The sequence below is a fragment of the Rubeoparvulum massiliense genome, assembly GCF_001049895.1.
In the GTDB taxonomy this organism is placed as follows: Bacteria; Bacillota; Bacilli; order Rubeoparvulales; family Rubeoparvulaceae; genus Rubeoparvulum; species Rubeoparvulum massiliense.
Map to the genome: position 1 here is coordinate 1,069,120 of NZ_CVPE01000006.1, position 26,167 is coordinate 1,095,286.

At 42.5% G+C, this 26,167-nt stretch carries 29 protein-coding genes; 9 read left to right on the plus strand and 20 right to left on the minus strand.

All coding sequences use genetic code 11. From position 1 onward, the window contains the following. Nucleotides 1–11 precede the first annotated feature (11 nt). Entirely contained in the window at nucleotides 12–785 is a 774-nt protein-coding gene (locus BN1691_RS14475; protein WP_048602595.1) for an enoyl-CoA hydratase-related protein, read from the minus strand. Then, nucleotides 782–1,009 (minus strand): acyl-CoA carboxylase biotin carboxyl carrier protein subunit, encoded by a 228-nt coding sequence (locus BN1691_RS12970; protein WP_048602596.1) that lies wholly within the window; start codon nucleotides 1,007–1,009, stop codon nucleotides 782–784. Before BN1691_RS12970 ends, BN1691_RS14475 begins: the two co-directional genes overlap by 4 nt. 195 nt (nucleotides 1,010–1,204) lie before the next feature. Here BN1691_RS12970 and BN1691_RS12975 point away from each other — a divergent pair, with 195 nt between their 5' ends. Further along, entirely contained in the window at nucleotides 1,205–1,684 is a 480-nt protein-coding gene (locus tag BN1691_RS12975; protein WP_048602597.1) for an N-acetyltransferase, read from the plus strand. Between the two features lie 41 nt (nucleotides 1,685–1,725). On the opposite strand, the gene BN1691_RS12980 is transcribed toward BN1691_RS12975, so the two are convergent. The 3 genes from BN1691_RS12980 to BN1691_RS12990 all read right to left on the minus strand — a co-directional run bounded on the left by BN1691_RS12980 (nucleotide 1,726) and on the right by BN1691_RS12990 (nucleotide 3,754). After that, on the minus strand, nucleotides 1,726–2,370 hold the full coding sequence (locus BN1691_RS12980) for an RsfA family transcriptional regulator (protein WP_048602598.1): 645 nt from the start codon (nucleotides 2,368–2,370) through the stop codon (nucleotides 1,726–1,728). 122 nt (nucleotides 2,371–2,492) lie between these two features. Beyond that, nucleotides 2,493–3,266 (minus strand): enoyl-CoA hydratase/isomerase family protein, encoded by a 774-nt coding sequence (locus tag BN1691_RS12985; RefSeq protein WP_048602599.1) that lies wholly within the window; start codon nucleotides 3,264–3,266, stop codon nucleotides 2,493–2,495. Between the two features lie 125 nt (nucleotides 3,267–3,391). Further along, nucleotides 3,392–3,754 carry a Spx/MgsR family RNA polymerase-binding regulatory protein gene (locus BN1691_RS12990; RefSeq protein ID WP_048602600.1) on the minus strand — a complete coding sequence of 121 codons (363 nt, stop codon included), beginning with the start codon at nucleotides 3,752–3,754 and terminating at the stop codon, nucleotides 3,392–3,394. A gap of 238 nt (nucleotides 3,755–3,992) precedes the next feature. Here BN1691_RS12990 and BN1691_RS12995 point away from each other — a divergent pair, with 238 nt between their 5' ends. Together BN1691_RS12995 and BN1691_RS13000 are read left to right on the plus strand one after the other, a co-directional pair. Further along, the gene (locus tag BN1691_RS12995) at nucleotides 3,993–4,697 is read left to right on the plus strand and encodes a helix-turn-helix transcriptional regulator (protein ID WP_048602601.1); all 705 of its coding nucleotides are present in this window, start codon (nucleotides 3,993–3,995) and stop codon (nucleotides 4,695–4,697) included. A gap of 158 nt (nucleotides 4,698–4,855) precedes the next feature. Continuing rightward, complete coding sequence (locus BN1691_RS13000; RefSeq protein ID WP_048602602.1) at nucleotides 4,856–5,095, plus strand: DUF2626 family protein; 240 nt, start codon at nucleotides 4,856–4,858, stop codon at nucleotides 5,093–5,095. Nucleotides 5,096–5,149: 54 nt separating this feature from the next. Here BN1691_RS13000 and BN1691_RS13005 read toward each other — a convergent pair whose 3' ends face one another. After that, complete coding sequence (locus BN1691_RS13005; protein ID WP_048602603.1) at nucleotides 5,150–6,289, minus strand: class I SAM-dependent methyltransferase; 1,140 nt, start codon at nucleotides 6,287–6,289, stop codon at nucleotides 5,150–5,152. A 355-nt stretch (nucleotides 6,290–6,644) separates the two neighbouring features. On the opposite strand from BN1691_RS13005, the gene BN1691_RS13010 reads away from it, so the two are divergent. Next, nucleotides 6,645–7,724, plus strand: coding sequence for a hypothetical protein (locus tag BN1691_RS13010; RefSeq protein WP_048602604.1), 1,080 nt, complete (start codon nucleotides 6,645–6,647; stop codon nucleotides 7,722–7,724). Nucleotides 7,725–7,815: 91 nt separating this feature from the next. Further along, a complete protein-coding gene (locus BN1691_RS13015) occupies nucleotides 7,816–8,892 on the plus strand; it encodes a coiled-coil domain-containing protein (protein ID WP_048602605.1) in 1,077 nt (358 codons plus the stop codon). A 32-nt stretch (nucleotides 8,893–8,924) separates the two neighbouring features. On the opposite strand, the gene BN1691_RS13020 is transcribed toward BN1691_RS13015, so the two are convergent. The 4 genes from BN1691_RS13020 to BN1691_RS13035 all read right to left on the minus strand — a co-directional run bounded on the left by BN1691_RS13020 (nucleotide 8,925) and on the right by BN1691_RS13035 (nucleotide 12,504). After that, on the minus strand, nucleotides 8,925–10,214 hold the full coding sequence (locus tag BN1691_RS13020) for a CapA family protein (protein ID WP_053083771.1): 1,290 nt from the start codon (nucleotides 10,212–10,214) through the stop codon (nucleotides 8,925–8,927). Nucleotides 10,215–10,229: 15 nt separating this feature from the next. After that, the gene (locus tag BN1691_RS13025; RefSeq protein WP_048602606.1) at nucleotides 10,230–10,862 is read right to left on the minus strand and encodes an MBL fold metallo-hydrolase; all 633 of its coding nucleotides are present in this window, start codon (nucleotides 10,860–10,862) and stop codon (nucleotides 10,230–10,232) included. Between the two features lie 71 nt (nucleotides 10,863–10,933). Beyond that, entirely contained in the window at nucleotides 10,934–11,392 is a 459-nt protein-coding gene (locus BN1691_RS13030; RefSeq protein WP_048602607.1) for a pyridoxamine 5'-phosphate oxidase family protein, read from the minus strand. Between the two features lie 71 nt (nucleotides 11,393–11,463). Next, nucleotides 11,464–12,504, minus strand: coding sequence for an LCP family protein (locus BN1691_RS13035; protein ID WP_048602608.1), 1,041 nt, complete (start codon nucleotides 12,502–12,504; stop codon nucleotides 11,464–11,466). Nucleotides 12,505–12,677: 173 nt separating this feature from the next. Between BN1691_RS13035 and BN1691_RS13040 the strand changes: the two genes are divergently transcribed. After that, nucleotides 12,678–13,001 (plus strand): DUF5665 domain-containing protein, encoded by a 324-nt coding sequence (locus tag BN1691_RS13040; RefSeq protein ID WP_048602609.1) that lies wholly within the window; start codon nucleotides 12,678–12,680, stop codon nucleotides 12,999–13,001. A 97-nt stretch (nucleotides 13,002–13,098) separates the two neighbouring features. Here the strand turns inward: BN1691_RS13040 and BN1691_RS13045 are convergent, their stop codons facing one another. The 6 genes from BN1691_RS13045 to BN1691_RS13070 all read right to left on the minus strand — a co-directional run bounded on the left by BN1691_RS13045 (nucleotide 13,099) and on the right by BN1691_RS13070 (nucleotide 19,022). After that, complete coding sequence (locus BN1691_RS13045) at nucleotides 13,099–13,377, minus strand: hypothetical protein (protein WP_048602610.1); 279 nt, start codon at nucleotides 13,375–13,377, stop codon at nucleotides 13,099–13,101. After that, complete coding sequence (locus BN1691_RS13050; RefSeq protein ID WP_048602611.1) at nucleotides 13,377–14,252, minus strand: YlaH-like family protein; 876 nt, start codon at nucleotides 14,250–14,252, stop codon at nucleotides 13,377–13,379. Before BN1691_RS13050 ends, BN1691_RS13045 begins: the two co-directional genes overlap by 1 nt. A 4-nt stretch (nucleotides 14,253–14,256) precedes the next feature. Continuing rightward, a complete protein-coding gene (locus BN1691_RS13055; RefSeq protein ID WP_048602857.1) occupies nucleotides 14,257–15,093 on the minus strand; it encodes a deoxyribonuclease IV in 837 nt (278 codons plus the stop codon). A 65-nt stretch (nucleotides 15,094–15,158) separates the two neighbouring features. Next, a complete protein-coding gene (gene typA / locus BN1691_RS13060; protein ID WP_048602612.1) occupies nucleotides 15,159–16,970 on the minus strand; it encodes a translational GTPase TypA in 1,812 nt (603 codons plus the stop codon). 199 nt (nucleotides 16,971–17,169) lie between these two features. Next, complete coding sequence (locus BN1691_RS13065) at nucleotides 17,170–18,714, minus strand: fumarate hydratase (RefSeq protein WP_048602613.1); 1,545 nt, start codon at nucleotides 18,712–18,714, stop codon at nucleotides 17,170–17,172. Nucleotides 18,715–18,809: 95 nt separating this feature from the next. Continuing rightward, nucleotides 18,810–19,022, minus strand: a complete 213-nt coding sequence (locus BN1691_RS13070; RefSeq protein ID WP_048602614.1) for a hypothetical protein — start codon at nucleotides 19,020–19,022, stop codon at nucleotides 18,810–18,812. A gap of 168 nt (nucleotides 19,023–19,190) precedes the next feature. Here BN1691_RS13070 and BN1691_RS13075 point away from each other — a divergent pair, with 168 nt between their 5' ends. Continuing rightward, nucleotides 19,191–19,559, plus strand: coding sequence for a c-type cytochrome (locus BN1691_RS13075; RefSeq protein WP_053083772.1), 369 nt, complete (start codon nucleotides 19,191–19,193; stop codon nucleotides 19,557–19,559). 84 nt (nucleotides 19,560–19,643) lie between these two features. Here the strand turns inward: BN1691_RS13075 and BN1691_RS13080 are convergent, their stop codons facing one another. After that, nucleotides 19,644–19,832: a hypothetical protein gene (locus BN1691_RS13080; protein ID WP_048602615.1), complete on the minus strand. Its 189-nt coding sequence runs from the start codon at nucleotides 19,830–19,832 to the stop codon at nucleotides 19,644–19,646. Nucleotides 19,833–20,040: 208 nt separating this feature from the next. Between BN1691_RS13080 and BN1691_RS13085 the strand changes: the two genes are divergently transcribed. Then, nucleotides 20,041–20,679: a YktB family protein gene (locus BN1691_RS13085; protein ID WP_048602616.1), complete on the plus strand. Its 639-nt coding sequence runs from the start codon at nucleotides 20,041–20,043 to the stop codon at nucleotides 20,677–20,679. Here the strand turns inward: BN1691_RS13085 and BN1691_RS13090 are convergent. The 3 genes from BN1691_RS13090 to BN1691_RS13100 all read right to left on the minus strand — a co-directional run bounded on the left by BN1691_RS13090 (nucleotide 20,676) and on the right by BN1691_RS13100 (nucleotide 24,339). After that, a complete protein-coding gene (locus BN1691_RS13090) occupies nucleotides 20,676–21,518 on the minus strand; it encodes an ABC transporter permease (RefSeq protein ID WP_048602859.1) in 843 nt (280 codons plus the stop codon). The two genes, BN1691_RS13085 and BN1691_RS13090, sit on opposite strands and share 4 nt — an antisense overlap. A gap of 70 nt (nucleotides 21,519–21,588) precedes the next feature. Continuing rightward, nucleotides 21,589–22,593, minus strand: a complete 1,005-nt coding sequence (locus BN1691_RS13095; protein ID WP_048602617.1) for an ABC transporter permease — start codon at nucleotides 22,591–22,593, stop codon at nucleotides 21,589–21,591. 69 nt (nucleotides 22,594–22,662) lie between these two features. Next, the gene (locus BN1691_RS13100) at nucleotides 22,663–24,339 is read right to left on the minus strand and encodes an ABC transporter substrate-binding protein (RefSeq protein ID WP_048602618.1); all 1,677 of its coding nucleotides are present in this window, start codon (nucleotides 24,337–24,339) and stop codon (nucleotides 22,663–22,665) included. A gap of 304 nt (nucleotides 24,340–24,643) precedes the next feature. Here BN1691_RS13100 and BN1691_RS13105 point away from each other — a divergent pair, with 304 nt between their 5' ends. Beyond that, nucleotides 24,644–26,113: an aminotransferase class I/II-fold pyridoxal phosphate-dependent enzyme gene (locus BN1691_RS13105; RefSeq protein ID WP_048602860.1), complete on the plus strand. Its 1,470-nt coding sequence runs from the start codon at nucleotides 24,644–24,646 to the stop codon at nucleotides 26,111–26,113. Nucleotides 26,114–26,167 lie beyond the last annotated feature (54 nt).

A 26,167-nucleotide genomic window follows, 5' to 3' on the forward strand; every position in this document is an offset into this window, starting at 1 on the left:
TTCGCCTCCCCTTACTCTCCTCGATATATTGGCTTCCGTTTTTCTTGAAATGCCCGTAATCCTTCCAAACGATCTTGCGTCCCAATGACTCGCTCATATGCTTCTTGCTCCAACTGTAGTCGCTCTTCCAGCGTGAGATGTGAACCCATATCAAGTGCTTTTTTTGCCTGCTGAATGGCAACAGGACCATTGGCTGCAATAACTGCAGCCATGGTCTCCGCTTGTTTCAGCACTTCTTCCTGCGGTGCAATCTGCTGAACTAGGCCGATCCGCCATGCTTCCCGTGCGCTTATACGGCATGCGGTATAGATTAATTCCTTCGCCTTCCCAACACCCACTAGTTGGGGTAAGCGTTGTGTTCCTCCTGCTCCTGGGATAATGGCCCAGGATGTCTCCGTCAATCCTACACTGGCACGTTCCGCTAAGATTCTAATATCTGCAGCCATGGCCAATTCTAATCCGCCCCCAAAGGCATTGCCTGTCATTGCGGCGATGACAGGAACACGAAGCTTGGATAAGTGAGTAAAGGTAAAACTAAGTTCGCGAACAAAACGACGGACATCCTCCACAGACATTCTGCTCCGTTCAGTTAAGTCTGCACCAGCACAGAAGGATGAGGAACCTTCTGCTGCCAAGATAACGACGCGAAGATTGGGAGTATGAGCACATTGCTCGATGGCGATCCCTAGATCTTCAACCATCTGACGGTTTAAAGCATGATGTACCTCAGGACGCCTTAACCAGATATAGCCGATGGTTCCATCTCTCTCGTACTGTACACTCATTCCTTGCTCTCCGTCTCATAGAAGACCAATGGGTCACCTTCATTCACAAATTGACCCGCTTCTACACAAACCTGACGAACAATGCCTGCGGAGGGTGTAATCATAGGAATCTCCATCTTCATTGATTCCATAATGACTACATCCTGTTGGGCACGAAGTATCTCACCCTCTTCCACTAATATGGCGATCACAGTACCTGCCATTTCAGCATTAATCTGCTTCACTCTACATCCTCCTCGCATATTATGCTCAATGGACCACACTGAGCCACTGTTCAGTATGGCTACTTATTTCTACACCATATTGTACGAATCCTCCAATTATTCTAAAAAATAGAATGAAGCTTTTAATGAGGTAAGCTCGTTGGAAATACGGTATAATAATGGATATAGATGCCTATGGCGAAAGGATGAGGATTGATGAATAATGAACCATTTTCCGTCGTCCCCTTAAAGATCAACTACAAGACCTTGGAAGATTTTAAACAGTTTCGCGAATATGGCTTAGAAGAGTTGTATATGTTAGAGGACTTGGAAGAGAACCTGATCGAAAATCACCTGCGTTCACCCTTCTTTGGTATCTATGATGGGGACCGTTTGGTGGCCCGAATGAGTCTATATGAAATAGAAGCACCCTATGATCGATTCTTTCAACCTCCACAAAACTACTATGAACTCTGGAAATTAGAAGTACTGCCTGACTATCGCAACAAGGGATTAGGTAGCAAGATGGTTCAATATGCTAAAAACTTAAACCATCCCATTAAAACCAATGCACGTAGCCGTTCTGATCAATTTTGGCTCAAGATGGGCTTTCAACCAGTACATTACGATCCAAATCGTGACCGTGGAGAAAATCCATACGTCTGGCTTCCTGAAGGTATTGAGTTACAAAAATAACAAACGGAAACGACCGCTACTCTTATGCGGTCGTTTCCGTTTTATTTCTCTACGCGCTCTAGATTCCCATTGCCATCCATCCGAAATACCGATTTTGGATGACTAGATTCACCGAAAATCGCCATTTTTCGGGCCCGATCCATAATTTCTAGCAATGTTCGGTAGTCATCATTTACAATGCGATAATCCTTCTCCACATGATGAAAACTGTTCATAATCTCTTGGTTCTCCTGCAATAGCCGTTCGTTCTCATACTGTAGTTCTTCTAATTTCCGCTCTAAATTTTTTAGCCTTCTTTCCTGTTCCTCGACACGTCCCTTTTCAGAGCGCAAGAATTGAATAATCGTGGAATAGGTAAGAGATTCATGCTCTTTCTCATTGACTTCCATAACAGGTAGTCCTCTTGTCTCCTCTTCCATTTCTCCAGAAAATTCTCTAGAATTCCAACGCTTCTGTTCTTTCATCTGCTGACGCTGGGCTTTGGCGATGGCGATGGCTGTATCATATTTTTTTCGAATGGCACTATTCCAACGGAAACCACAGGCCGCAGCTGTCCGAGATAACTTTTTCGCCACCTCTTCAAATGCTGCTAGCTGGGTGCTTCCTTCCCGTATATGACGAAGAACTACCTCTGCCAATGCCAAATCATCATCTGGTGTCCAAGCATCTTGTCGATTAGCCGTCATGTATTTCCCTCCTATACTATTTATGTATATTCTATGCTACTGCTAGAGTTCATAGAATAATCCACATCTAGTATAGAATTATCTCCACACCCCTCCTGCTTTAAACCTAGTATAAGAACACGTCAAAGTTTTTTTTGAAGAAAGGCTTCAATTCGCATGCGGTGATTAGGATGAATCCAGAGACGCGTGGCCTCTTCCCTCTCAACCTGTAAACAAGTTTCGTAGTCTTCTCCTCGTTGGACAGTCCGATACAGCTTCATATATGCCAAGATACTCTCACGCTGGTGTACTGTCATCGAGCGCACATACGCCATGACAGCTTCGAGAAACCCCTCCTGGGGAAGCAGCCTATCTAACAAGCCTAGACGCTGTGCTTCATCAGCAGGAATCAGCTTGCCACTAAGTAATAGGGGGAGTGCATTTTTTCCCAAGAGACGAATAAGACGAGTTCCACCACCCCAGCTCGTCATGATGTGATGTATAATTTGAATAAACCCTAGTTTTATCTGGGGATGAGCAATACGAAAATCACAGGCCAATGCTAATTCACAGGCTCCTCCCAGTGCATTCCCATTTAGCGCTGCGATAGTAGGAAGGGGAAACTGCTCCAATTGGCTTAAGATATCATTTGCTTTTTCTAAAATATTGGAGACCTCTTCTTGACTCTGGTATTGATGAAACTCTTTCACATCACCACCTGAACTAAAATAGTCAGAATCTCCTCCCGTGATAATTAGAGCTTTTATGTTTGGTGCGCTTTTGACCTGATGGAGGACAATTCCTAGTTCATCTAGCATCCTAAGATTGATTGCATTTTTTACCTTGGGTCGATTCATGGTGATAATCGCTAATTCATCACTTGCTATTAGCGTTAGTGTGTCAAAACTATCTCCCATTTACAAACTCCTTTCTCCTAACAAAAAAGTGAGAGGATTAATAACGCAGTTTGAGCCACCTGAGCAATGGCACCGATAAGATAAAAAAAGGAAGGCGGATTTACCGTCTCCCCTTTTACTTTAGCTCAAGCCAAGATACTTCGCAAAGCTGATTTATTGTAGCCAACGATGAGATGTTCGCCATCAATGATTAGTGGGCGACGTAGAAGCCTTGGCTCCTCAGAAATCATCTCAAGAAGTTGGGTCATATTCATATCTTCGATATCCATGTCCAACTCCTTATATTTTTGGCTCCGCGTGGATAAAATATCATCAAAACCATTTGTAGTAAGACGCATGATATCCTTTAATTCTTCGATTGAGGGTGGATCTTTAAGAAGATGACGCTCTTCATAATTAATACCATTCTCTGTTAGCCACATTTTTGCTTTACGACATGAAGTGCAACTTGGATAAGTATAAAATTGAACTGCCTTTGCCACAACCATCGTCTCCTCTCATTTTCATTTTTCAACATTTTTTAGAGTATGGTTGACCTTACGGGCAGGCAGCACCGTATTAAAAGATGAAATGATTACTTATTTATATCTATTCTGTTCAAATTCATTATATTCCTAAATATAATACTATGTCAATAATGTTTATGTGTTTTTTGTTTACCCCATACGACAAATGTACTATAATATTGTATAATGTATGATCTTTTTAACAGAAGGGAGTATCACCATGAATGAGGATGCGCTAAAACTAACCAATGTCCTTTCGGATCCCACACGTTTCTCCATTTATCAATATGTAACTAGGAAACATGACACAGTAATCGTTCAGGAGATCGCTGAAGTATTTCATATTCATCCCAACGTGGCACGCCTACATCTAAGTAAACTAGAAGATGTCCGTTTACTTCAATCTACAACTGAAAAAAACGGTAAAGGAGGACGACCCAGTCGTCTTTATTATTTATCTGATGAAGTGATTAGTCTGCAGTTTCCTCCTCGTGATTACACCTTGTTAATCCGTGTACTTATGGACACACTTAGTACCTTTGGTGAGCAGGGGTGTGAAGCCTTGATTCAAGTAGGCGAACAGTTTGGTATTGAAGCTGCAAAGCTAGCTCTACAGCAAGAGTCTAAAGTCCTCTCTCAGATGAGTGATGAAGAGAAGATAAACAGTATTGAACGTGTTATTGTAGCGCAAGGATTAAATCCCGAGCTAAAAATTCTTGATAATAAATCCATTCAGTTCATGGTTCACAACTGTACCTTTAAGGAACCTGCTGAGAAGCATCCTGACTTAGTATGTGAAATGCATCACGCCTTGTTAAAGGGGATTTTCGCCACATACTTCGATAAAGTGAATTTTACCCAAGGTAAAGAGAAAATCGCCTGCGGTTCGGGTGCATGCAGCTATACAGTAGTCAAGATCGACTAATTTTTGGCTAGATTACATACGACATGATTACATTCAATGTGATCTGCTGTTCATTCCCTCCTTATACTTTTGTAATAAAGTTTACACAATTTCATTTCTTCGTTATAATGAATGTGTATTATTACCATGCTTATATTGGAATTAGGGAGGGATATTGAATGGCCCGGATGTATCGATTGTTAGGATTTATTTCTTTACTTATTGCATTAATGGCTTTATGGGGCGATTTAATGACCATGTTTTATATTTTCCTTGCACAGATGGTGCTTTTTGTTGCCCTTGGGTATATGAATCTGCGAGAAAAAACGTATCTCTATCTATTTTGGGGATACATGGCCTTCTCTTTTGCAGGATACCTATTTTACACATTCTTTCTACATACACCACCACAAATTTAAGGAAGCAGAGAGCGCTGATAAGGTACCGATTCTGGTAGCTTATCAGCGCTTTTTCTATCCCAGTGTGAACTTAAAAGGACGAATGATACTTAATTGATTCGATACCTCTCCCTTTCCTTGAACACAGACCATAAATTGATCGCCCATCCCACCTGGAAGAATCAATTGTTGAATAGCACGGAGCTGCTTGTAGTTCGACGAGAATGGATCTTCTCTCTCATGAATTGTCGGGATCAATTGTAGTATACCTGCAGAGAGCAAAAATTCTCGCTGTGTCATAAAACGAAGCGTATGTAACTTATGTTCCTCTCCCCGTTCCATCCACTGTGAAAAATTTACATGACTCGTAATATCCTTCTGACCCGGCTGTGATAATAGCTCATCATCTAGCTGATGCTCCTTAAAAGCACGAAGGGTCCCATGCTTGCGCTGTGGCAGATAGAGTTGTTCACGTGTTAGCCCATAATCGATGGTGATGAGATAGCCACGCTCTAGTAATTGACTGATTTGTTGCTGCCATTGAAGCATGGCTAGATTCACTTCCATCCGCTGACCTACCATGGCTTGCACTTGTTCTTGTTGAACCCAATCATGTATCTGCTCATCTTCAATGGGATAAAGTACTTCGATAAATCGTTGCCTTTCTTCGTCCCATCTTACATAGATCTCTTCCCAAGCTTCATCGGTAAATTGTAGCCAATGCACAGGAAATGCATCCAGTAATTCATTGGATAGGACGATTCCCTGAAATGCAGAAAGTGCAGTTAATGATGGGATAATATGAACTCGCTTTTCATGGCGCTGCACCATATCCTCGATCATTTGGCGGTGTGTAGGACTCTGCTCTACAATGGTATAAGTTAAGCGGTTGTAGAGAGGATTCCCCTGTAAGGCATCTAAGATTTGACAGGCTAATCTTCCGTTTCCTCCACCGACCTCCACAAGTGTCATCCTTTGATCGAGGAACATCTTCTCACCAATCTCTGCAATGGCTAATGCCAATGCCCTACCAAACACATCCCCTACCATAGGACTAGTATAAAAATCACCATCTTTACCAATCTTCACTCTCTGCTGTTGATAGTATCCCCAACGCTCATGATAAAGTGCCGCTTCCATCCAATCGGAAAATGAAATTGCTTTTTTAGGAGAAGCGTTGATTTGATCTTGTAATAGTCTTTCTAAGTTTTCCATCCAATCCTCCCCAGACAGCATGTCCAAATTTTTATTTTATACCATTGACATAGTGTTAACGTGATATTATACTGAAAATGAACCATCTTACATCAGTATGATGTTATGGGTAATCCTCCCACCCTCTGTAGGTTCATTATTTTACCTCCCCCAAACAACCTTCGTTATAGAAGGTTGTTTTTTTGTCTTAAATTTTTGTCTTAACAATGTAGACTTGAAAGTAAGCATCGTTCTGTAGTGGATTTCCTGTCAAAACCATGCAATTTTTTTCATCAAATGTCAAGAAACGCAGACATTTTTTCCTTTTCATTATATAATGAGATGGATATTGATAAAAGTGAGAGGAGCATTTTGCATGAAGTTTCAAAAAAAGATTTTCCTACTTTTCTTGTTATTAGCAATCTCAGTTACCATGATCACTGGCTGTGGATCCAGTGTAAGTGGAAATCCGAAGGGTTCACTTCAAGACGCTGTAGTTAAATTTGGCGAAGCCAAATCCTATAATTACTCAGGCTCGTTTACCCTCAACTTTGATTTAGATGAAAATTTCTTAGCTACGGATCCAGAGGCAGCTGAAGGTTTGGCCATTTTAAATTCTAGTGTGATTAACTTCCGCGGGGCACAAACCTTGGAGCCATTCCAAGCAGAGTTTGAATTATCCACTGAGGTTGATTACCAAGGGCTAAAATTATCCATTGAGATTCCAATCTTTATGAATACCGAAGCAATGTGGATCAAGGTTCCTGAATTCCTCGCAACATTTGATCCAACATTTGAAGCATTAAGCGGGAAGTATGTTGAGCTTAATTTTGCTGAGCTCGCAGAAATGTCTGGAGAAGAAGTTCCTGACCTTGCGAAGGAAATGAAAGCGCAAATGGAGCTTCAACCTAAGTTAGTAGAAGCTTTAATTAGTCCTTATGAAAAGGATTACTTTACCTCTGTTAAGACAGAGGATGTGACCTTACCAACTGGTGTTGATACTAAGGATATTGTGAAGGTCTCCATTACCAATGAAAACTTAGCAGCATTTCTAACCACTGCCATTGATGAAGTTCTTCCAAAAATGATGGACATCCTTGCTGAATCTGAACTTTATAGTGATGTACCAGAAATTAAGACAGAACTTGCAACAGCTAAAGAAGAATTGGCTGCCAGCAAAGAAGAGTTTTTAAATGATTTAGAGGCAAACAAGGATACTTTCAGTATTAACAAATTTGATCTTCTCTTCGGAATCAAGGATGGCGTTCAAAACTTCCAGTCTATTGATCTTGATATGAACTTCAATGATGCTGGTGAAACCCATGCTGTGAAGCTTCAAGGTCATATCTATGTGACCAATATCAATAAAGAGCCAGAATTTAAATATACTGTTCCTACAGAAGAGGAATCCATCTCTCTCTTCCAATTGATGGGGCTTTTCATGGGTGCCTATTAATCGTCAGAAATTCCATGTGTTCATTGTAAAAAGAGCATCGTACCTGATGCTCTTTTTACATAACTAGACTTCTAGAGAAGGTGAGTCTTGCATGTCTCATTTAAAGCAAAGGTGGGATCTGCTCCTATTTCTCATCTCCCTATTATTTTTATTACAGTGGGCTTTCCCTAGTGTCGCTGCAGATGATCCGTTCACATCTCCAGAGCTAAAAGAGCATATTAGCATCGAGGATCTAAAGTTTCAGCTCCAGCAAATGGAGAAGAAAGAACGCACCCTTGGGCAAAAAATCGCTGGGGTTGAAGAGCAAATAAAAGTACAAGAAATCAATCGACTGTCACAAAAGGAGCATGTTGACCAAATTCTGATCGCTTACTACACTGGGGAGCGAGATGATTTGCTCCAACTGTTGTTTGAAGCTGATGGTTTAAAAGAAGCTATCGCCATTTGGGAATATATGCAGGTGGTTTTTGAATATGATATGCATCAATTACTACGATATCAGGACACCTATGATAAGCTCTGTGAAAGCAAGCAGGAACTCCAATATTTCCAACAAGACTTACAGGCAATACATGACCATTATCAAGCACAGGAGCGTCTTCTAGCTGAGCTGGCAAGTATTTATGCAGACAAGTGGGAGCACTGGACAACAACCAAACGAAAAGAAGTCCTGATGGAGCAATTGTTAATCCATTGGAATGCAAGTGGGATACAATCATTCCATCAGTTCTTCCAAGCATTGGCTAGCTCCATGGAACAGCTGCCCGAGATGTTTAATGAGTCCAATCTGAAGCATTCACTTCTCAATTATGAGCTTACCATTACTGATCAAGAATTAAATGATTTTTTAAAGAAGAAGAATCCTTTATTTCAGAACCTGTCTTTTCGCTTTCAAGCTGGAGAACTAATTGTCCATGGAACTTATCAAGAATCAGTACTGTCGATGCGAGGCTATTATCATTTAGATTCGCCAAGTGAATTACAATTTACCATTAATGAGATGATCTATGATGGCTACTACCTTCCAAGCACAAGTATTGAGGAAATGGCTCAATTCTATGATTTAGGCTTCTATCCGCAACAGATTGTACCAAATGTGGAGATTACGCAGTTCTCCATGGAACAAGGCAAAATGGTGGTTCAGCTTTCACTCTCACTAAAAAAATAGTGTAGCCCTGAGCATAGGGACTACACTATTTTTCATTTCTCTACAGGAGGAGTACGGAGAAATTGAAACACATTTTCTCCAAGGCGTGAGTGGACATGTCCTCTCAGCTCTTCGTGGTATTTTTCTAATTGTGTAATTTGTTGTGCCGTTAATCCTTCTGCACCCTGATCTTTCACTACCTGTTCTAGAGGAAGGATGCGATAAATACGCTTACCATCCTGCCAATAACGATTCACATAGGTTGGGATGGCCTCTACTTGTTTAAAGATCACTTTTTGACTAGGATACTCTTTTTCAATGGTCAGATCAAAGATAAGACCTAAATCCTTATAATCTCCCCGTTGATCGGAAATGAAATTACCCAGGGAATAAATCACCACTCCTTGATGTTCTTTGCCTGCTTCATCCTCCCAAGTACGAATTTCAAACGGTTGAACCACATGAGGATGACTTCCATAAATAATATCCACCCCTGCTGCGAACAGCTGATCCACTAAGGTGACCTGTTGTACACTTGGTTCCCTCTGATACTCATTGCCGAAGTGAACGGCCATGGCAATAACATCAGCTCCTGCTTGCCTAGCTTTCACAATATCAGCCTTCATCTGCTCTAGGTCGATTAGATTGACTAGATAATCCTTCCCATTAGGAATGGGAATTCCATTGGTACCGTAGGTATAGGCAAAAAGAGCAATTGTGATGTTGTTTTTGGTTAAGAGCAAAGGCTCGTTCCGCTCTGCTTCAGACCGGAAGGTGCCTGTATATAAGAACCCCTGCTCATCAAGGCGATCTAGCGTTCGAAGCACACCCACCTCACGGCGATCCAAGGAGTGGTTATTGGCTGTTGTAATCACATTAAATCCAGCATTCTTCAAAGCAACTGCCAATTCTGCAGGAGAATTAAACTGCGGGTAACCTGTAAACCCCTTATCACTACCTGCAAGTGTGGTTTCTAAATTACCAAGCACCCAATCCCCCTCTGCAAAAATGGGGCTTACCTCCGTAAAATAGCTATCGAATTGATAGCCTGCCTCTGGAGAGATGAATGCAGCCTGTAGTTGATTATCATGAACCATGATATCCCCAACGGTTATCACACGAACAGAGGTTGTATAATGAATACTTTGGCGAAAGTCTTGCCATTCTCTTTGCAATCTCTCTTTACCTTTAGTAATTCCATCGAATATGCTACTCTCTTCAACTTGTGCTGGCTGCTCAGATTGAGCCATGGGTTCAGTCTGAGCAAGACCATATCCCACTGCAATACTAAGGAGGAAGGCAAAAAACAGCAGAAGCAAAAGAGGTGAAGAAGCTTTTCTCATTTTCACCATTCCTTTTTACTTTAGATTAAGGGGGAGAAGATAAGGGTTGATACGCTTTTCTAGTGCTAATGTCGTCTCAGGTCCATGACCTGGATAGACTTTCATATCAGCTGGCAGCTGTGTAAGAATCTTACCTAGGCTTCGTACCATCACTTCACCATCTCCACCTGGTAAATCAACTCTACCTACAGAGCCAGCAAAGAGCAAGTCACCACAAAAAAGCTGACCATCAATAACATAAGAAAGGCTTCCTGGTGAATGCCCTGGCGTATGAATCACTTCGATCTGAAAAGGAGAAATTTCAAGCTTTTTCTCCTCATGGAGGATGACATCGGCAGGAGGTGCCACAACAAGATCGACCGGCCAATGGAGTGATCCATTATGTTCTGGCTGATATAGCCATTCTGCTTCCAGATGGTGGATATAAACAGGCGCCTTCCTCTGCTTTAATACCTGCACTAATCCGCCAATATGATCAAAGTGAGCATGGGTTATGAGGATGGCTAATAGATCCCAAGGAGCTTTATCCAGCACCCGAAGGAGATCTTGGGAGTCCATTCCCGGATCAATAAGAAGAGCTGACTCTCCCTTTACAAGGAGATAGGCATTGGTATGCAGAGGACCACAGGGGTAGGTGAATACTTCCATCTAACTTACTCCTTTCTCTTAGAAAAAACCCATACTCCTGTGCACTGTTTGCAGAAGTATGGGTTTTACTCTCATGGGAGTTGTAGCATTCGTGCAAAAACCTGATTATCTAGCTTGATGGCTTGTGCAGCCGGATAGGTTTTTTCATATTGAGGTTCTGTAGTAAGTTTAGCTCCGTAGAACATCACATCCCGCACCGCATCCACACGAGCCTCTATACAAGTTAATTTAATGGGAACATCTTGCATACCATCTTCAAGGATGGTCGCTTTTGCTTCAATGGCATAGACTGTTGCTTGTGCAAATAACGTGAGGACAATATTGGGATCTTGTTTTATATTGGTCACAATTCGCGATTGCTGTGAAACTGCGAAACGAATCCTCTGTGCATCTACGGCTCGTACCCAGGAGATTGCACTCATTGAAGGAGTTCCATGTTCAAAATCCACAGTAGATAATAATACCATACGCTCTGCCTGTAAGCTCGTAATCAGATCCGCTGAAAGCTCATTGACGATCTGGTTAGTCATTCCAATCCCTCCAGTCAATGCTATTGTACAGGATGGAAATTGGGAAGGCAATGCTTCGACCCTTGGCTGGATTAGCGATTAAGCTTCATTAATTCTTTCAGCTCCTGTTGAATAGCCGCTAGTCTCTCATCAGGGATTACGGTTGCCTGGCTAGCTGAATCCCAATAAGCATCATTAGGGATGGTTTCGATTTTATCGCTGCCATAATCTTGGAAGGAGAAGGTGAGATCTTTGATTAATGAATTGGGAATATCACGTCGTACATGATCCCCAACAATATCCATGACAGAATAAATTTTGGTCATCCCGTCAAAACTGGATAGACGATCTACAAGGGCACGAATCACTGCTTGTTGACGTCCGTTACGATCGAAGTCGCTGGAGTTATCCCCATCATCACTTTGACGAAAACGTACAAAATCCAGAGCATTCTTACCATCCAAACGTTGTTGGCCCTCCTGGAGATTAATGGATGTTCCATCAGTAGGATCATGGTAGCGCATGTTACGATCCACATAGACATCCACTCCGCCCAATTGATCGATCACTTGCTTAAAGCCTTCAAAATCAATGGTAGCATAATAATCAATGGGGATTCCCAATTGATTAGATAATGTCTTTTTCACTAAGCTTGTGCCAGTCTCTGTAACCAATTCATGATTCCGTTCTGCACGTTTTTCCTCTAAATATCCTAAGGCAAAGACGCTATTAATTTTATGAACACCAGAATAGCCAGGTACCTCCACCTTCAAGTCACGTGGAAGTGAAAGAAGATGCACATTCTTCTCCTGCATATCAACAATGGCCAACATCATTACATCGGTATTCATCGTGCCTAAATCTGGTCGAGTATCCCGCCCAAGAATGATCATAGAGAAAGGACGATGCTTTCCTGCATCTTCATCTCCTGAAGCGAAGGAACCAGTTCCCACAGGTTCAGGTGCATATGTCTTGTCTAGGGTTTGATTCACTTTATTAATCGTAAAACCTGCCACACCAATAATGGAGGCTGCTAACAGAAGAAGGAGTGTAAGAAGGAGTCCTCTCTTCTTTCCCTTTTTCTTTCGATTGCGCCGTTCAATTATTGTTTGATCTTGATTTTGTTCTGACATGTTGCTTACCTCCTGCATATTTCCCTACCTCTTTCGACGCAAAAATCGCTAAAATGTTACACTACTCCATCATGTGTTAAAATTAGTGTAGCATTTCCTTTTAAAAGTATCCTGAAATAACTTGGTTGCACTGGTGAAAAGATGTGATAACCATGGAGAAAAGAGGAAGTCCAATGTCAACTGATGAAACAGATAAAAATGAAAAAAGCAATACCTCCATACATCAGCAACACTTAGATTCTCTTAATCTATTTTTGACCAGGGTCAATATCGCTGATCTGATTACGAACTTTAACCGGCCAGGTTATGTGTTTCGTATCAATTTTCTCGCTGGATTGGCACGTGGTCTTGGCCTAACAGTGGGTACAGGAATTATTCTAGCTGTCACAGTCTATATTCTTGGGCAATTTGTTTCACTGCCTATTATTGGTGAGTATATTGCAGACCTCTTAGAATATATCAATTTATCCTTAAATTCTCGAATCCCTCACCCCTAATGGAATGCATAAAAAGAAGAAAAGAAAAGTACTCTCTAGGAGAGAAACTTTTCTTTTTCGCATGGTTGGATCTTCTTTCCTTACCATTCGACCAGTTTCACTGGTTATTATATCGCGGTTCTGACTGAATAGCAATAATAAGACTTTCCACAGATAATCGATCAAACCCTGCCTCTTCCCAATCCTCTTCAGCCTGTAAATAGTGGACTGTATACTGGATGGGATCCCGTTCATACTTAATCTCTTGAATCTGAAAGTCTTCGCGTAGTACCTCTCGAAAAAAACGTTGTGTCTCTTGTGCCGATTGATCATCAGGGCGTGCTACAACCACCACGGAAATTTGAAGCCAGTTTAATAATGCACCGCGTAGCTCCATTATAATCCCCCTACCTGTTCGGAAAAATAGGGACGCTTACGGACAATGCGATAGACGAGCAGGATGGCTACACCTACAGAAAGTGCTGAAATAATTGGAAGTCCCAAAGCTCGTAGCATAATCAGAGGAATACACCCGACGATTAAAAGCAAATAGATAATTAACGTTTTTAAGATGGGCAATCTCTTTGCAAAGCCTAAGTGATACATCATAGCCGATAGAAACACAATAATAAGAAATGCATAACGATCAATCCATGAAATGGTAAAATATTGCTGAGAATGATATTTTAATCCTGTATCATCTGCTACGATGACCTCAATGCTTGATCCTTCTTCCACGGTCTTCCCTTCTAAGAGTTCCACAACATCCAGCTTCAGTATCCCTTCACTGTTAAGATTAACATCATTTTCTAGAAGAAGTTCTCCATTTTGATTATGAATCTGATAGGTAACCTTACCCTTGCTTGGTCCATGGACAATTGCTTTTTGTTTGATTTGGTCAGCGGTTACATATACCTTAGAAAAGCGGTAAAGATAAGCATGACCTTTCAATTCGAACTGCAATGTTGCATCGTCCTGAAGATACTTGGGATCAATCCCTGTAAATTGGCGGATGCCTCCCGTTGCTTCCTCTAAGCGAAGCTGATCCGTTCCTATTTGCAGTATAATTTGGAGCGGTGTATCATCAGGAACTCCACTTACCTCAATGACCCTGTTAGGAATATCTACCGTTGCCTGTACCATCTGCCAATTGAAGCTCGTTGATGGATTGGACGTTGCAGAGGAACTTGCCCATGGATAGAGCACCAACATGAGTAGTAGCAAACCAATCACTGAGAAAGTGTGGAGAAATGGCCTGATTGTTCTCATCATTTCTTCACACTCCTCCCTTGAGCTGATGGAGATATTGAATCTCATCGGCATACTCTAGTTCATTAGCTACTGGAGTTTCTAAAACCACAGGAAGATGCTGAAAATGTTCATCCTCCAAAAAGAGGCGCAAGGCGTCAGCACCAATCTCCCCTTGGCCAATCTTTTCATGACGATCCTTCCGACTTCCATAGGGCGCTTTACTATCATTGAAGTGAATCGCCACTAAATGATCGAGATAATCTGTTTCGTCCATGGTATGAACCAGTTCATGATAGCTTTCATGATTCCAAATTCCTGCGGCAAAAGCATGGCATGTATCAAAACAAAATCCGATCTTCTCTGGATACTTCGTTTGATGACGGATCTCCATCAATTTCTCCACCGATTGCCCCAATTCAGTCCCTTGGCCTGCTGTGTTCTCCAAGAGTAACAGTGTTGAACCATTATACTCCTCTAGGATCGTATCAAGGGTTTCCACCATTCGTTTTGTTCCATATTCTTCACCGTTTCCCACATGCTTACCACAGTGAACCACAGCACCTACAGCACCATAGGCACTTGCGATCTCCAAATCTTCACGTATGGAGGAGACCGTTTTCTCCCATAATTCCGGATCAGCCGTTGAAAGATTAGTTATATAAGGCGTATGCGCTACAACAGCCAAATCATGGGTCTCACAATATTGAGCCCCTTGTTTAGCATCTTCCATATCTAATTTTTTTGGACGTAGCCCCCGTGGATTCTTCGTAAAGATTTGAAAAGAGCTTGCTCCTAATTCCACGGCACGTTGGGCAGCAGGGTAAAACCCCTTACTTACACTAATATGACATCCAATTTTCATAATATCACCCCACATGTTAAACTTACCATCTTTCGTGGAAAAGGAACAAGCTTTTTGCATCATGCTTACTTATTTTTTGCTTTTACTCGATCAGACTTGGTGAGATATTTCTTACGTAAGCGAAGATAATTAGGAGTAATCTCGCAATACTCATCGTCACCCAAGTACTCTAATGCTTCTTCCAAGGTTAGAATATGAGGAGCCTTAAGCATTTCTGTAGTCTCCTTCGTAGCAGAACGGACATTAGTTAAGTGCTTCATTCTACATACGTTTACCGTCAAGTCTTGATCACGATTATGCTCTCCAACAATCATGCCCTCATAGACCTCCGTACCAGGATTGATAAACATAATCCCACGATCCTCCAAGGAGAGTAGGCCATATGGCGTTGCTGTGCCTGTGTCACTGGCAATGAGTACACCATTTCTCCGGCCACCCACTTCTTCGGTAATAATCGGTTTATACGTTGCGAAGGAGTGATTGAGAATCCCATAGCCATGCGTTAAGGTAACAAACTCTGAACGATATCCGATTAAACCGCGAGAAGGAATAAGAAATTCCAAGCGTACCGTACCATTCTCTTGATGTACCATATTTTGCATCTCGGCCTTCCGTGGGCCTACACTTTCGAGCACCGCACCAAGGTATTCATTGGGAACATCAATGATCACTTCTTCCACAGGCTCCATCTTCTTGCCATCAATCTCCCGAATAATAACCTCTGGCTTGGAAACCTGCACCTCATAGCCACCACGGCGCATCTTTTCAATTAAGATCGAGAGGTGAAGTTCACCACGTCCAGATACGATAAAGGAGTCTGGACTATCAGTCTCTTCTACACGTAGACTCACATCACGCTCCATTTCCGTAAAAAGGCGCTCGCGAATTTTTCGTGAGGTAATATACTTCCCATCCTGTCCGGCAAAGGGACTATTATTTACGATAAATGCCATCTTCAAGGTCGGTTCATCGATCTTTAGGAGAGGAAGAGCTTCAGGGCATGCTGGATCAGCGATGGTTTCACCAACCATCATATCGCCAATGCCTGCTACTGCCACAATATCACCAGCCATCGCTTCCTCAACTTCAATCCGTTTTAGGCCTAAGAATGAGTAAAGCTTTTGAATACGAACAGATTCCTTACTACCATCCCGCTTTAACAGAACTGCTGATTGATTACGGCGTAATTTCCCCCGTTCAATTCGACCAATCCCAATTCGGCCAAGATAATCATCATAATCCAGCATGGTAATCTGCATTTGGCTCGGTCCCTCTTCATCTACATGGGGAGCAGGGATATGTTCAAAAATGGTTTGGAATACGGCCTCCATCCCCGGTTGCTGCTCCTCAGGGATCAATGACGAAGTACCTTGTAAAGCAGATGCATAGACGATGGGGAATTCTAATTGCTCGTCATTGGCACCTAGTTCAATAAAGAGATCCAAGACCTCATCCACGACCTCCTGCGGGCGTGCATTAGGGCGATCGATTTTATTGATAACCACAATAGGCACTAGGTCTTGCTCTAATGCTTTACTAAGAACAAAACGGGTTTGTGGCATACAGCCTTCAAAGGAGTCAACAACAAGTAATACACCATCCACCATCTTGAGAATACGTTCCACTTCGCCACCAAAGTCAGCGTGTCCTGGTGTATCGAGAATATTGACTCTTCGGTCACCTAATTCAATCGCTGTATTCTTAGCAAGAATGGTGATCCCACGTTCACGTTCAATGTCATCTGAGTCCATCATCCGATCTTGTATCTGTTGATTCTTTCGGAAGGTTCCTGCGTGAACCAATAATTGATTCACCAAGGTTGTTTTACCGTGATCAACGTGGGCAATAATTGCGATATTCCGAATTTCCTTCTTCATTCTATTCAGTCTCCTTCTTTGACAGAAAAAAGATATCCTTCATAGGATGCCTTTCGCACCCAAGGATATCCTCACCCCTGTGGCTAACCTTTGAAATACGTATTATTTTATCACAGTGATATCTATCTCGCAAGAAAAAAACAGGAGAAGCCAGCTTCTCCTGTTCAAGTTGAACCAAGCATTGGAACTATCTTGTAGTTTAGAATACCCGTTCCTTAAACTGTGTAAGCTTCTCAAATGAGCTCTTTTCCACATCTGCATGAAGACTATTCCCATGGGCATCCATGGTTACAATGGCAGCAAAATCAGCTACCTGTAAGTGCCACATTGCTTCTGGTACACCAAACTCTAGATAGTCTACACCTTCAACTTTCTTAACCCGCTCAGCATAATATTGAGCTGCGCCTCCGATGGCATTGAGATAAACACCACCGTGCTCCTGCAGTGCCTGTAAGGTTTTGACTCCCATGCCACCCTTCCCAATGACTACACGGATCCCGTACTTCTTCATCACATCACCTTGATAAGGCTCCTCCCGAATGGAGGTCGTAGGGCCAGCTGCTTTCACATGCCATTGGTTATCCTCATCCTTTAACATTACAGGACCACAATGGTAGATGATCGCTCCATTGAGGTCAATATCCACGTCATTTTCGATCAGATATTTATGCATCGCATCGCGACCAGTATGCATCATGCCATTGATAAGGACCACATCGCCTACACGAAGCTGACGAACTTGTTCCTCAGTAACTGGTGCTTGCAGTACCACGGTACGTCCAGAAGGCTTAGCCTCCTTATCTGCTACTGTGGCTTCAACTGCTGCTGCCACCTCTTCCTGACCATCCTCGTCACGATAGAGCCAACGCATTATCTCACCGGTCTTAGGATCAATAATCATCCCTAGACGCCGATAAGCCCAACAATTATATGCCACGGAGACAAAGAAGCTAGCTGGAATCCGATTCATGACTCCGATCTTACAACCTAATAGCGTAGTTTCACCGCCGAAGCCCATGGTACCGATTCCAAGTTCATTGGCTTTTTCCAATATATATGCTTCAAGTTCCTGCAACTCAGGGATTGGATTCACATCGTCTAAGGGACGGAGTAATTGCTCTTTGGCTAATTCATAGCCCATGACACGATCGCCACCGATTCCTACCCCGATGAAGCCTGCACTACAGCCTTGTCCTTGTGCTTGATAAACACTATGTAGAATACATTTCCGAATACCATCTAAATCGCGACCTGCTCGGCCTAAGCCTTCAATCTCAGCAGGTAGGCTGTATTGGATATTTTTATTTTCACAGCCGCCACCCTTTAGAATCAGGCGGACCTCGATGACATCCTGCTCCCATTGTTCAAAGTGAAAAACGGGCGTACCAACTCCCAAGTTATTACCGGAATTTTTTCCAGTCAATGAGTCCACTGAGTTAGGGCGAAGCAATCCATCAGCAGTTGCTTGCGCAATGGCTTCTTCCATCATTTTTTTCATTTCAATCTGGTTTACCCCAATAGGTACCTTACAAAAAAAGGTTGGTAGACCTGTATCCTGACAGATTGGTGAACGCTTCTCTTCTGCTAGGTCAATATTCAACCCAATGGTAGAAAGTGAAAAAGCAGCCCGTGTTGCCGCATCCTCACGCTCTTGTGCTCGACGAATTGCCTTGCGCACATCCGGTGGTAGATTGGATGAGGTTTCTACAACTAGTTCATATATGCTTTTCTTAAATGTTTCCATGGTTAAGGTTCCCCCTCTTCTTCCGAAAACGTTTTCAATTCATAAATATTGTAACACATTTACGATGTAAATGCCCAAATTGTATAACACTTTTATTATATTTCCTCATAAACTTCACCTTGCCAGGATATGATGGCTGTGGCAAGTGGCAGATTAATCTCATGGGCTCCACCAGGTTGGCCATTAATATTAATGATCTCTGTAACGATGACTCGATCGTTATGAATCTCTACTTCTCCTGTATAAACACGGACTTGCTGCGGATCAAGAAAGCACTCCACTTTACCAGAACCTACTGTTTTAGCCATGACTTACATACCCCCTTTTGCTTCCATTCTAAGCCAACCGATGAAATAAATACAGTTGAAAAGCAATCTGATTCTCATACTAGGTTTCACTCTACCAATATTAATCAATTATTGATATAATAATCAACGTACTTACATTGTTTACTGTCTTAAGAAGGAGGTTCAGTCATGAGAGGAATTGTCTCAATTATTGGGGGCGGTTTAGCTTTATTATTAGTCCTGATCGGATTCTATTATATGGATAATCCTAATAAGGAAGAGGCTACAACCATCGATCCCATGGAAAAAATGCAAACCCTAGCGGCTAGTTCTTGTGTCTCCTGCCATGGAAATGACCTGACAGGTAATGCTGTGATACCTAGCTTAGTCGATGTTGGTGAACGGCTTACAAAGGAACAGATCGTAGAAGTATTGAAAAACGGTCGTAACGCAATGCCCGCGAACCTTGTACCTGGTCAAGAAGATTTGATGGCTGATTACTTGCTTTCCCTTGGGCAGCCCCAGGAAGCAGCCCCTGTTGAAGATCAGTCCAAATAGTGCTGATTGTCTAGTAAGCTATGAGAATGAACAAAAATGACCTACGTGTATAAACGTAGGTCATTATTCTTCCATTGATCTCCCTTAGATTTCCAGCAACAGCATCTCCCTGCGTAGTTCCTCGAGACGAAGTTTGGCCCGCTCAATCGCTTCTAAATCACCACATTGGATCGCTTCATGCAATGTGGCTAATTCATAATCTAGTTCAATGCGAATGACCGGAATGCGTTCTTCAGCATCATAGCGATTGAGCACCTCTAACAGTTGCTCCATTGGTGCAACACTCCTTTACTCTAGTCTTTGTAGGGACGAACATGGATATGGAAAGGTTAAACCCTGGTAATCACCGATAGATTACCCTATATGTATGGCAGAGCTCATTAGACTATTCCTGCTGTAGTTCTCCTCATGTTTATCCTTTCCCATTTATGCTATATTAAAACTACCCAGTCCACATCCTTCCAGAGAAAGGGGCCTATTAATGACATTTACTGGATTTAACAAGGATGACTTTGATGTGTTTCACATTCCAGGATTAGAGTCGAGAATGGAAGCATTGCGTACACAGATTCAACCGAAATTTCACCAGCTTGGTGAAATTTTTGCACCGGTTCATTCATTGCATTTAGGTGACCCATTTTATGTCCATGTGGCAAAGCATGCACGGAGGACCGTGAATCCTCCTTCTGATAGTTGGGTAGCATGGTCTCCCCAGCGCCGAGGCTATAAGAACATGCCTCACTTCCAATTGGGGCTATGGGATACCCATCTCTTTATCTGGTTTGCCATTATCTACGAGGTACCGAATAAAGCAGAATTAGGCGCTCAATTGGCACAAGATACAGCCCGTTGGATCAATGAGATCCCTTCACACTTTGTGTGGTCCATTGACCACACAAAGAAAGAGGTACTACCTCATCAAGATTTAACGAAAGCAAAGCTCCAGCACCACCTAGAACGACTACAGCAGGTAAAGAAGGCGGAGTTATTATGTGGAATGCAGATCCCTAATCATGATCCAATTCTGCAAGACGGTGAGCAATTGATTGCATACCTAGAGGAACAATTTCAGTACCTCTATCCCCTCTATCATGCAACTCGCCTTATTCCCATGGGCTAGTCAGTATTGCGTGGATCTAAGACATCGCGCATTCCATCGCCTAATAGATTGAAGCCTAATACAACCAGCATGATGGAACATCCTGGGAAGATTAAGGTCCAAGGTGCAAGCTGAATGAAGCTTCGTGAGTCTGCTAGCATCTTGCCCCACTCTGCTGCTGGTGGAGGTGGTCCCAAATTTAAAAACCCTAGGGCTGCTGCTTCCAAAATAGCTGTAGCGATACTCATCGTCCCTTGAACAATGATGGGCGATAAGCTATTGGGTAGGAGATGACGCAAGAGAATACGACTGGTAGGTGTCCCAATTACCCTTGAAGCTGTAATATACTCCTCTTCCTTTACCGTTATCACCTTAGCACGGACTAAACGTCCAAAAACCGGGATATTCACAATAGAAACAGCAAGAATGGCATTATTTAAGGAAGGACCCAGAATCGAAACGATGGCAATGGCTAAAAGAATGGCCGGAAAAGCTAACATAATATCAAAAATCCGTGAAATAAGTTGATCTACCCATCTTCCGAAAAAGCCAGCAATCAATCCAAATAATGTTCCAATAATACTTGCCCCGAGGACGGAGACAAGTCCAACCCAGAGGGAGAGACGTGCGCCATAGATCACCCTGGTAAAAAGATCGCGACCAAAGTCATCGGTACCAAACCAATGCTCTGATGATGGAGGTTGGAGCCGTTCCTCCCAATAGTTTCCGTCGATTGGATAAGAAGTAAGATATGGTGCTAAAAATGCAATTAGTGTGAATATAAAGATGATACCTCCACCAATGAGAACCCTTGGATTCTTACGGAGACGACGTCGCGTTTTTTTCCAAGGTGTTTCCATTTTAGTGGGGCGGAAGGAGTGCTTTTGGGAAGGAGAGATTGCTGATGATGGTTCCACGTTCAGTCACCTCCTATTTATATTGGATTCGTGGATCAAATAACTGGTAAAGCAGATCTACAACTAAGTTGATCATCACGAAGGTAAAGGCAATAAGTAGAATGCCTGATTGAACAACTGGGTAATCACGGAATTGAATCGCGTCATAGATATATCGCCCCACTCCTGGCCATGCGAAGATGGTCTCCGTTAAAACCGCCCCTCCTAATAGAAATCCCATCTGCAAACCAATGATAGTAAGAATGGGAATAAAGCCATTCTTTAGACCATGACGATAAACGACCCAAAAGGAACGCACACCTTTGGCACGTGCAGTTCGAATATAATCTTGATTCATCACTTCTAGCATACTTGAACGACTAATCCGAGCAATTAGGGCCATGGGAATGGTAGCTAATGCAAAACCAGGGAGTATTAATTGGGATAAAACCAGTTTAAATTGACTCCATTCTCCTTGTATCAGCGTGTCTAGCAGATAGAGATGGGTAATCGGGTGAATCGGATGAGCAGGATTCTCTCGACCAACAGCAGGTAACCACTGCATTTTTTGCGCAAAGAACCATTGCTCCATGAGACCAAGCCAGAAGATGGGCATGGAGATACCGATAAGAGCAACTAACATACTGATATGATCAAACCAGGAGTCCTTTTTCCAAGCACTGATGATACCTGCATTCAACCCGAACAACAGTGCGATGAACATGGCTACCAAGGTGAGCTCAAGGGTAGCAGCGAAATATGGCAGAATCTCCTCTACAATCGGAACCTTAGTTCGATAGGAAATCCCTAAATCCCCTGTGAGAAGCTGTTTAAGATAGATGCCATATTGAATAAACCAAGGTTGATCAAGCCCCATTTTTGCCCGTAATTCATGGAGGGCCTCTTCACTTGCTCGTTCTCCAAGAATAGCCGTAGCTGGATCACCTGGAATATTATAAATAATGAGAAAGACAACAAATGTCATTCCCAAGAGGACAGGAATCAGCAGTGCCAGTCGGCGCATGAGATATTGGAACATGGATCACCCCTCCCATCAAATATGCAGAAATAAAAGTGGAGGATGTATCACCTACACCCTCCAAGACCATTACTCTGCAAGGTATACCCTGGTTAGCTTCTCTGAACCAGTTGGCCATGCTACATAATCTTGAATCTTGCTTGATCCGACAAGAACAGGGGTGGAGTGTACAAGTGGAACCCAAGGAGCGTCTTGATGAATCAAGGCTTGTGCTTGTTTATAGAGTTCAACTCGACGACTTTGATCCGTAACACTCTGCGCTTCAATAAGGAGTTTGTGTACCTCATCATTGGCATAGCGGGCACGATTACTACCATTAATATTATCTTGATCAAGTAAAACATAGATAAAGTTGTCAGGATCACCGTTATCTCCCGTCCAGCCTAAGAGGAACATCTCTTGCTTACCTTGCCGTGTCTCATCGAGGTAGACAGTCCAATCACGGGTTACGATGGTGGTTTGTACACCAATCTTCGCAAAATCTGCCTGTAATGCTTCTGCAATCTTCATACCATTAGGCATGTAATCACGAGGAACAGGCATTGCCCATAACTCCAGTTCAAAGCCATCAGGATAACCTGCTTCTGCTAGCAATTGCTTTGCCTTCTCCAGATCATAAGGATAATCTTCAATCTCATCATTATATCCCCAGATACTTGGAGGCATGGGGTTCTTGGCAGGCTCAGCCATGCCATTGAAGAAAGCCTGAATCAGTGCTTCCTTATTTACAGCGTGGCTTAAGGCGATTCGTACCTTCGGGTTATCTAGGGGTGGCTTCTCCACATTGAATCCTAAATATCCAACATTCATCGGTGGTCGTTTGATAATTTGAAAATCAGGATTCTTCTCTGCCAATGCAATATCATCGGGATTGATCCCATCCATAATCGTGATCTGACCGCTCAAGAGTGCATTGAACCGTGCACCATTATCAGGGATGGAGCGATAGATCAGCTTATCCAGCTTCGGATAACCTGCTTTCCAAAAGTTTGGATTCTTCACCAGAGTAATATAATCATTGCGCTTCCATTCCTGGAACATAAAAGGGCCTGTACCAACTGGATTTTCCATAAATTTATCACCATAGGTCTTTATTGCCTCAGGACTAGCGATTGCAAATGGAGGCATGGCAATATTCTGAAGGAATGGCGCTTGTGGGCGTGTGAGATGGAAACGAACAGTATTTTCATCAACTTTCTCTACTTTCGTAATCACGTGCCCCTCTTGATCGATGGTTCCACCAAATTGCGAATTATAATACTCAAAGGTGATATCTTGATCGCTGTAACGATGAGGATGATCAGGCAGCATCCAACGTTCAAAATTAAATACGACAGCATCTGCATTAAAATCAGTGCCATCATGGAATTTTACACCTTGCTCAAGGTAGAACGTATAGGTTAGACCATCCTCACTAATCTCCCAATCTTTAGCCAAGTGGGGAATTACGTTAGTGGTACCTTCTTCATAATCCAGTAATGTATCGAAGATATTTAATGTGACCTTAAGTGATTCTCCATCTGTAACAATACCAGGATCTAATGCAACAGAGTCACCACCACGGCCGAAGATCAACACCTGCTCTGCAGCACCCTTTCCCGGGTCTGAAGAGGCATTTTGCTTCGATGCATTGGCATCATTCTCTTTCGGTTGAACTCCACCCTCTTGGGAACCACTACTACATGCAGTGACCATCAATACAAGAACCAAGAGAAGAGTCCAGACCAAGGATCTCTTTCTATTCATGAATAATCCCCTCCCTATAAGTAAGTTTCGATCAGTATGGTTCAAATATATTCGACTAAATGCAGCAATTCCCTTCTTATATTTTTGATTTTTTTGAAGATTTTGAAATTGGTTCGTAGGTCATGATTGGAGTTATAAAAACAAGAATAACTATGAATAATCTAGTAATGATTGTTTACATTAGGAATGACTCAATTAAAATTTCATTATCGGTAAAAATTTCTACCTTAAATCACTTGTATTTATCACATCTTTTTTTTATGCTTTTAATATTTGATGTTTGCTATAAGGGGGTATCATATTGATAAATCAAGAAAAAATGCCATTATTCCATGGATTGATCCAACATGCCCAACGGAGGCCCCTTCAGTTTCATATCCCCGGTCATAAAACTGGATTAGGAATGAATAAGGAATTCCGTGACTTTATTGGCTATAATGCTCTCTCCATCGACTTAATCAATATTGCTCCACTGGATGATCTTCATCACCCTCATGGCTTAATCAAAGAGGCAGAAGAGCTTGCTGCAGCAGCCTTTGGAGCTGATTATACCTATTTCTCTGTCCAAGGTACAAGCGGAGCCATCATGGCAATGGTCATGTCCACTTGTAAACCAGGCGATAAAGTAATCGTACCCAGAAATGTCCACAAATCGATGCTGAATGCAATCATTTTTGCAGGCGCATTACCCATCTTTGTCTATCCTGAAATGGACCAGCGTCTTGGTATTGCTCATGGTGTTTCTACCGACTCTGTCCGCCGAGCCATCCAACAGCATCCTGATGCGAAGGCAGTTTGCGTCATTAATCCTACCTATTTCGGGATTGCTGCTGACTTACGCTCCATCGTTCAACTTGCCCATGATGCAGGGATGTTTGTGTTAGTTGATGAGGCTCATGGTGCTCATCTACCTTTCCACGAAAAGCTTCCTGTTTCCGCCATGGAAGTAGGTGCTGATATGGCTGCGACCTCTTTACATAAGCTAGGAGGGAGTCTTACAGGAAGCTCTGTTTTAAATATTCGTAAAGACAGGGTTCGTCCTGAGCATGTACGAGCTGTATTTAGTATGCTAACCACCACATCAACCTCTTACATTTTATTGGCATCCTTAGATGCTGCCCGACAGCAGCTTGCCCTACAAGGACACGAATTAATTGGTCGTACAATTAAGCTGGCAGAAGAAGCACGTCAACGTATTAATGAGATTCCTGGACTCTATTGCTATGGTGCCGATATTCTTGGCGGACCTTCCACCTTCGACTATGACCCAACCAAATTGACCATTCATGTGAATGGATTAGGGATCAGTGGCTATGATGTTGAGAAGTGGTTACGTGAGAAACATAACATTGAAGTGGAACTAAGTGATCTCTATAATATCCTCTGCTTTATCACCATGGGGGATAATGCAGAGAGCATCCATGCTTTAGTACAAGCCCTTCAAGATCTCTCCACTACCTTTTTCAAGGAAGGATTACGACAAGCACAGCCTGTTACCCTCCCTCATCTTCCTGTGCTAGCCATGTCACCACGGGATGCGTTCTACGCTGAGACAGAGGTTGTTCCTTTTGCTGAAGCTGTAGGCAGAATCATTGCCGAGTTTGTCATGGTCTATCCCCCGGGCATTCCCATTCTGATGCCAGGAGAAGTGATTGAACAGGAGAACCTAGCATATATCCAACAGAATCTTGAAGCTGGCTTGCCAATTCAAGGACCTGAGGATAATCAAATTCAATCTCTCAAAGTGATCAAAGAGCATGAACCTATACGCTAAGTGAAATAACCCCATTCAAAAAAAAACGCTTCGTAATTTAAACGAAGCGTTTTT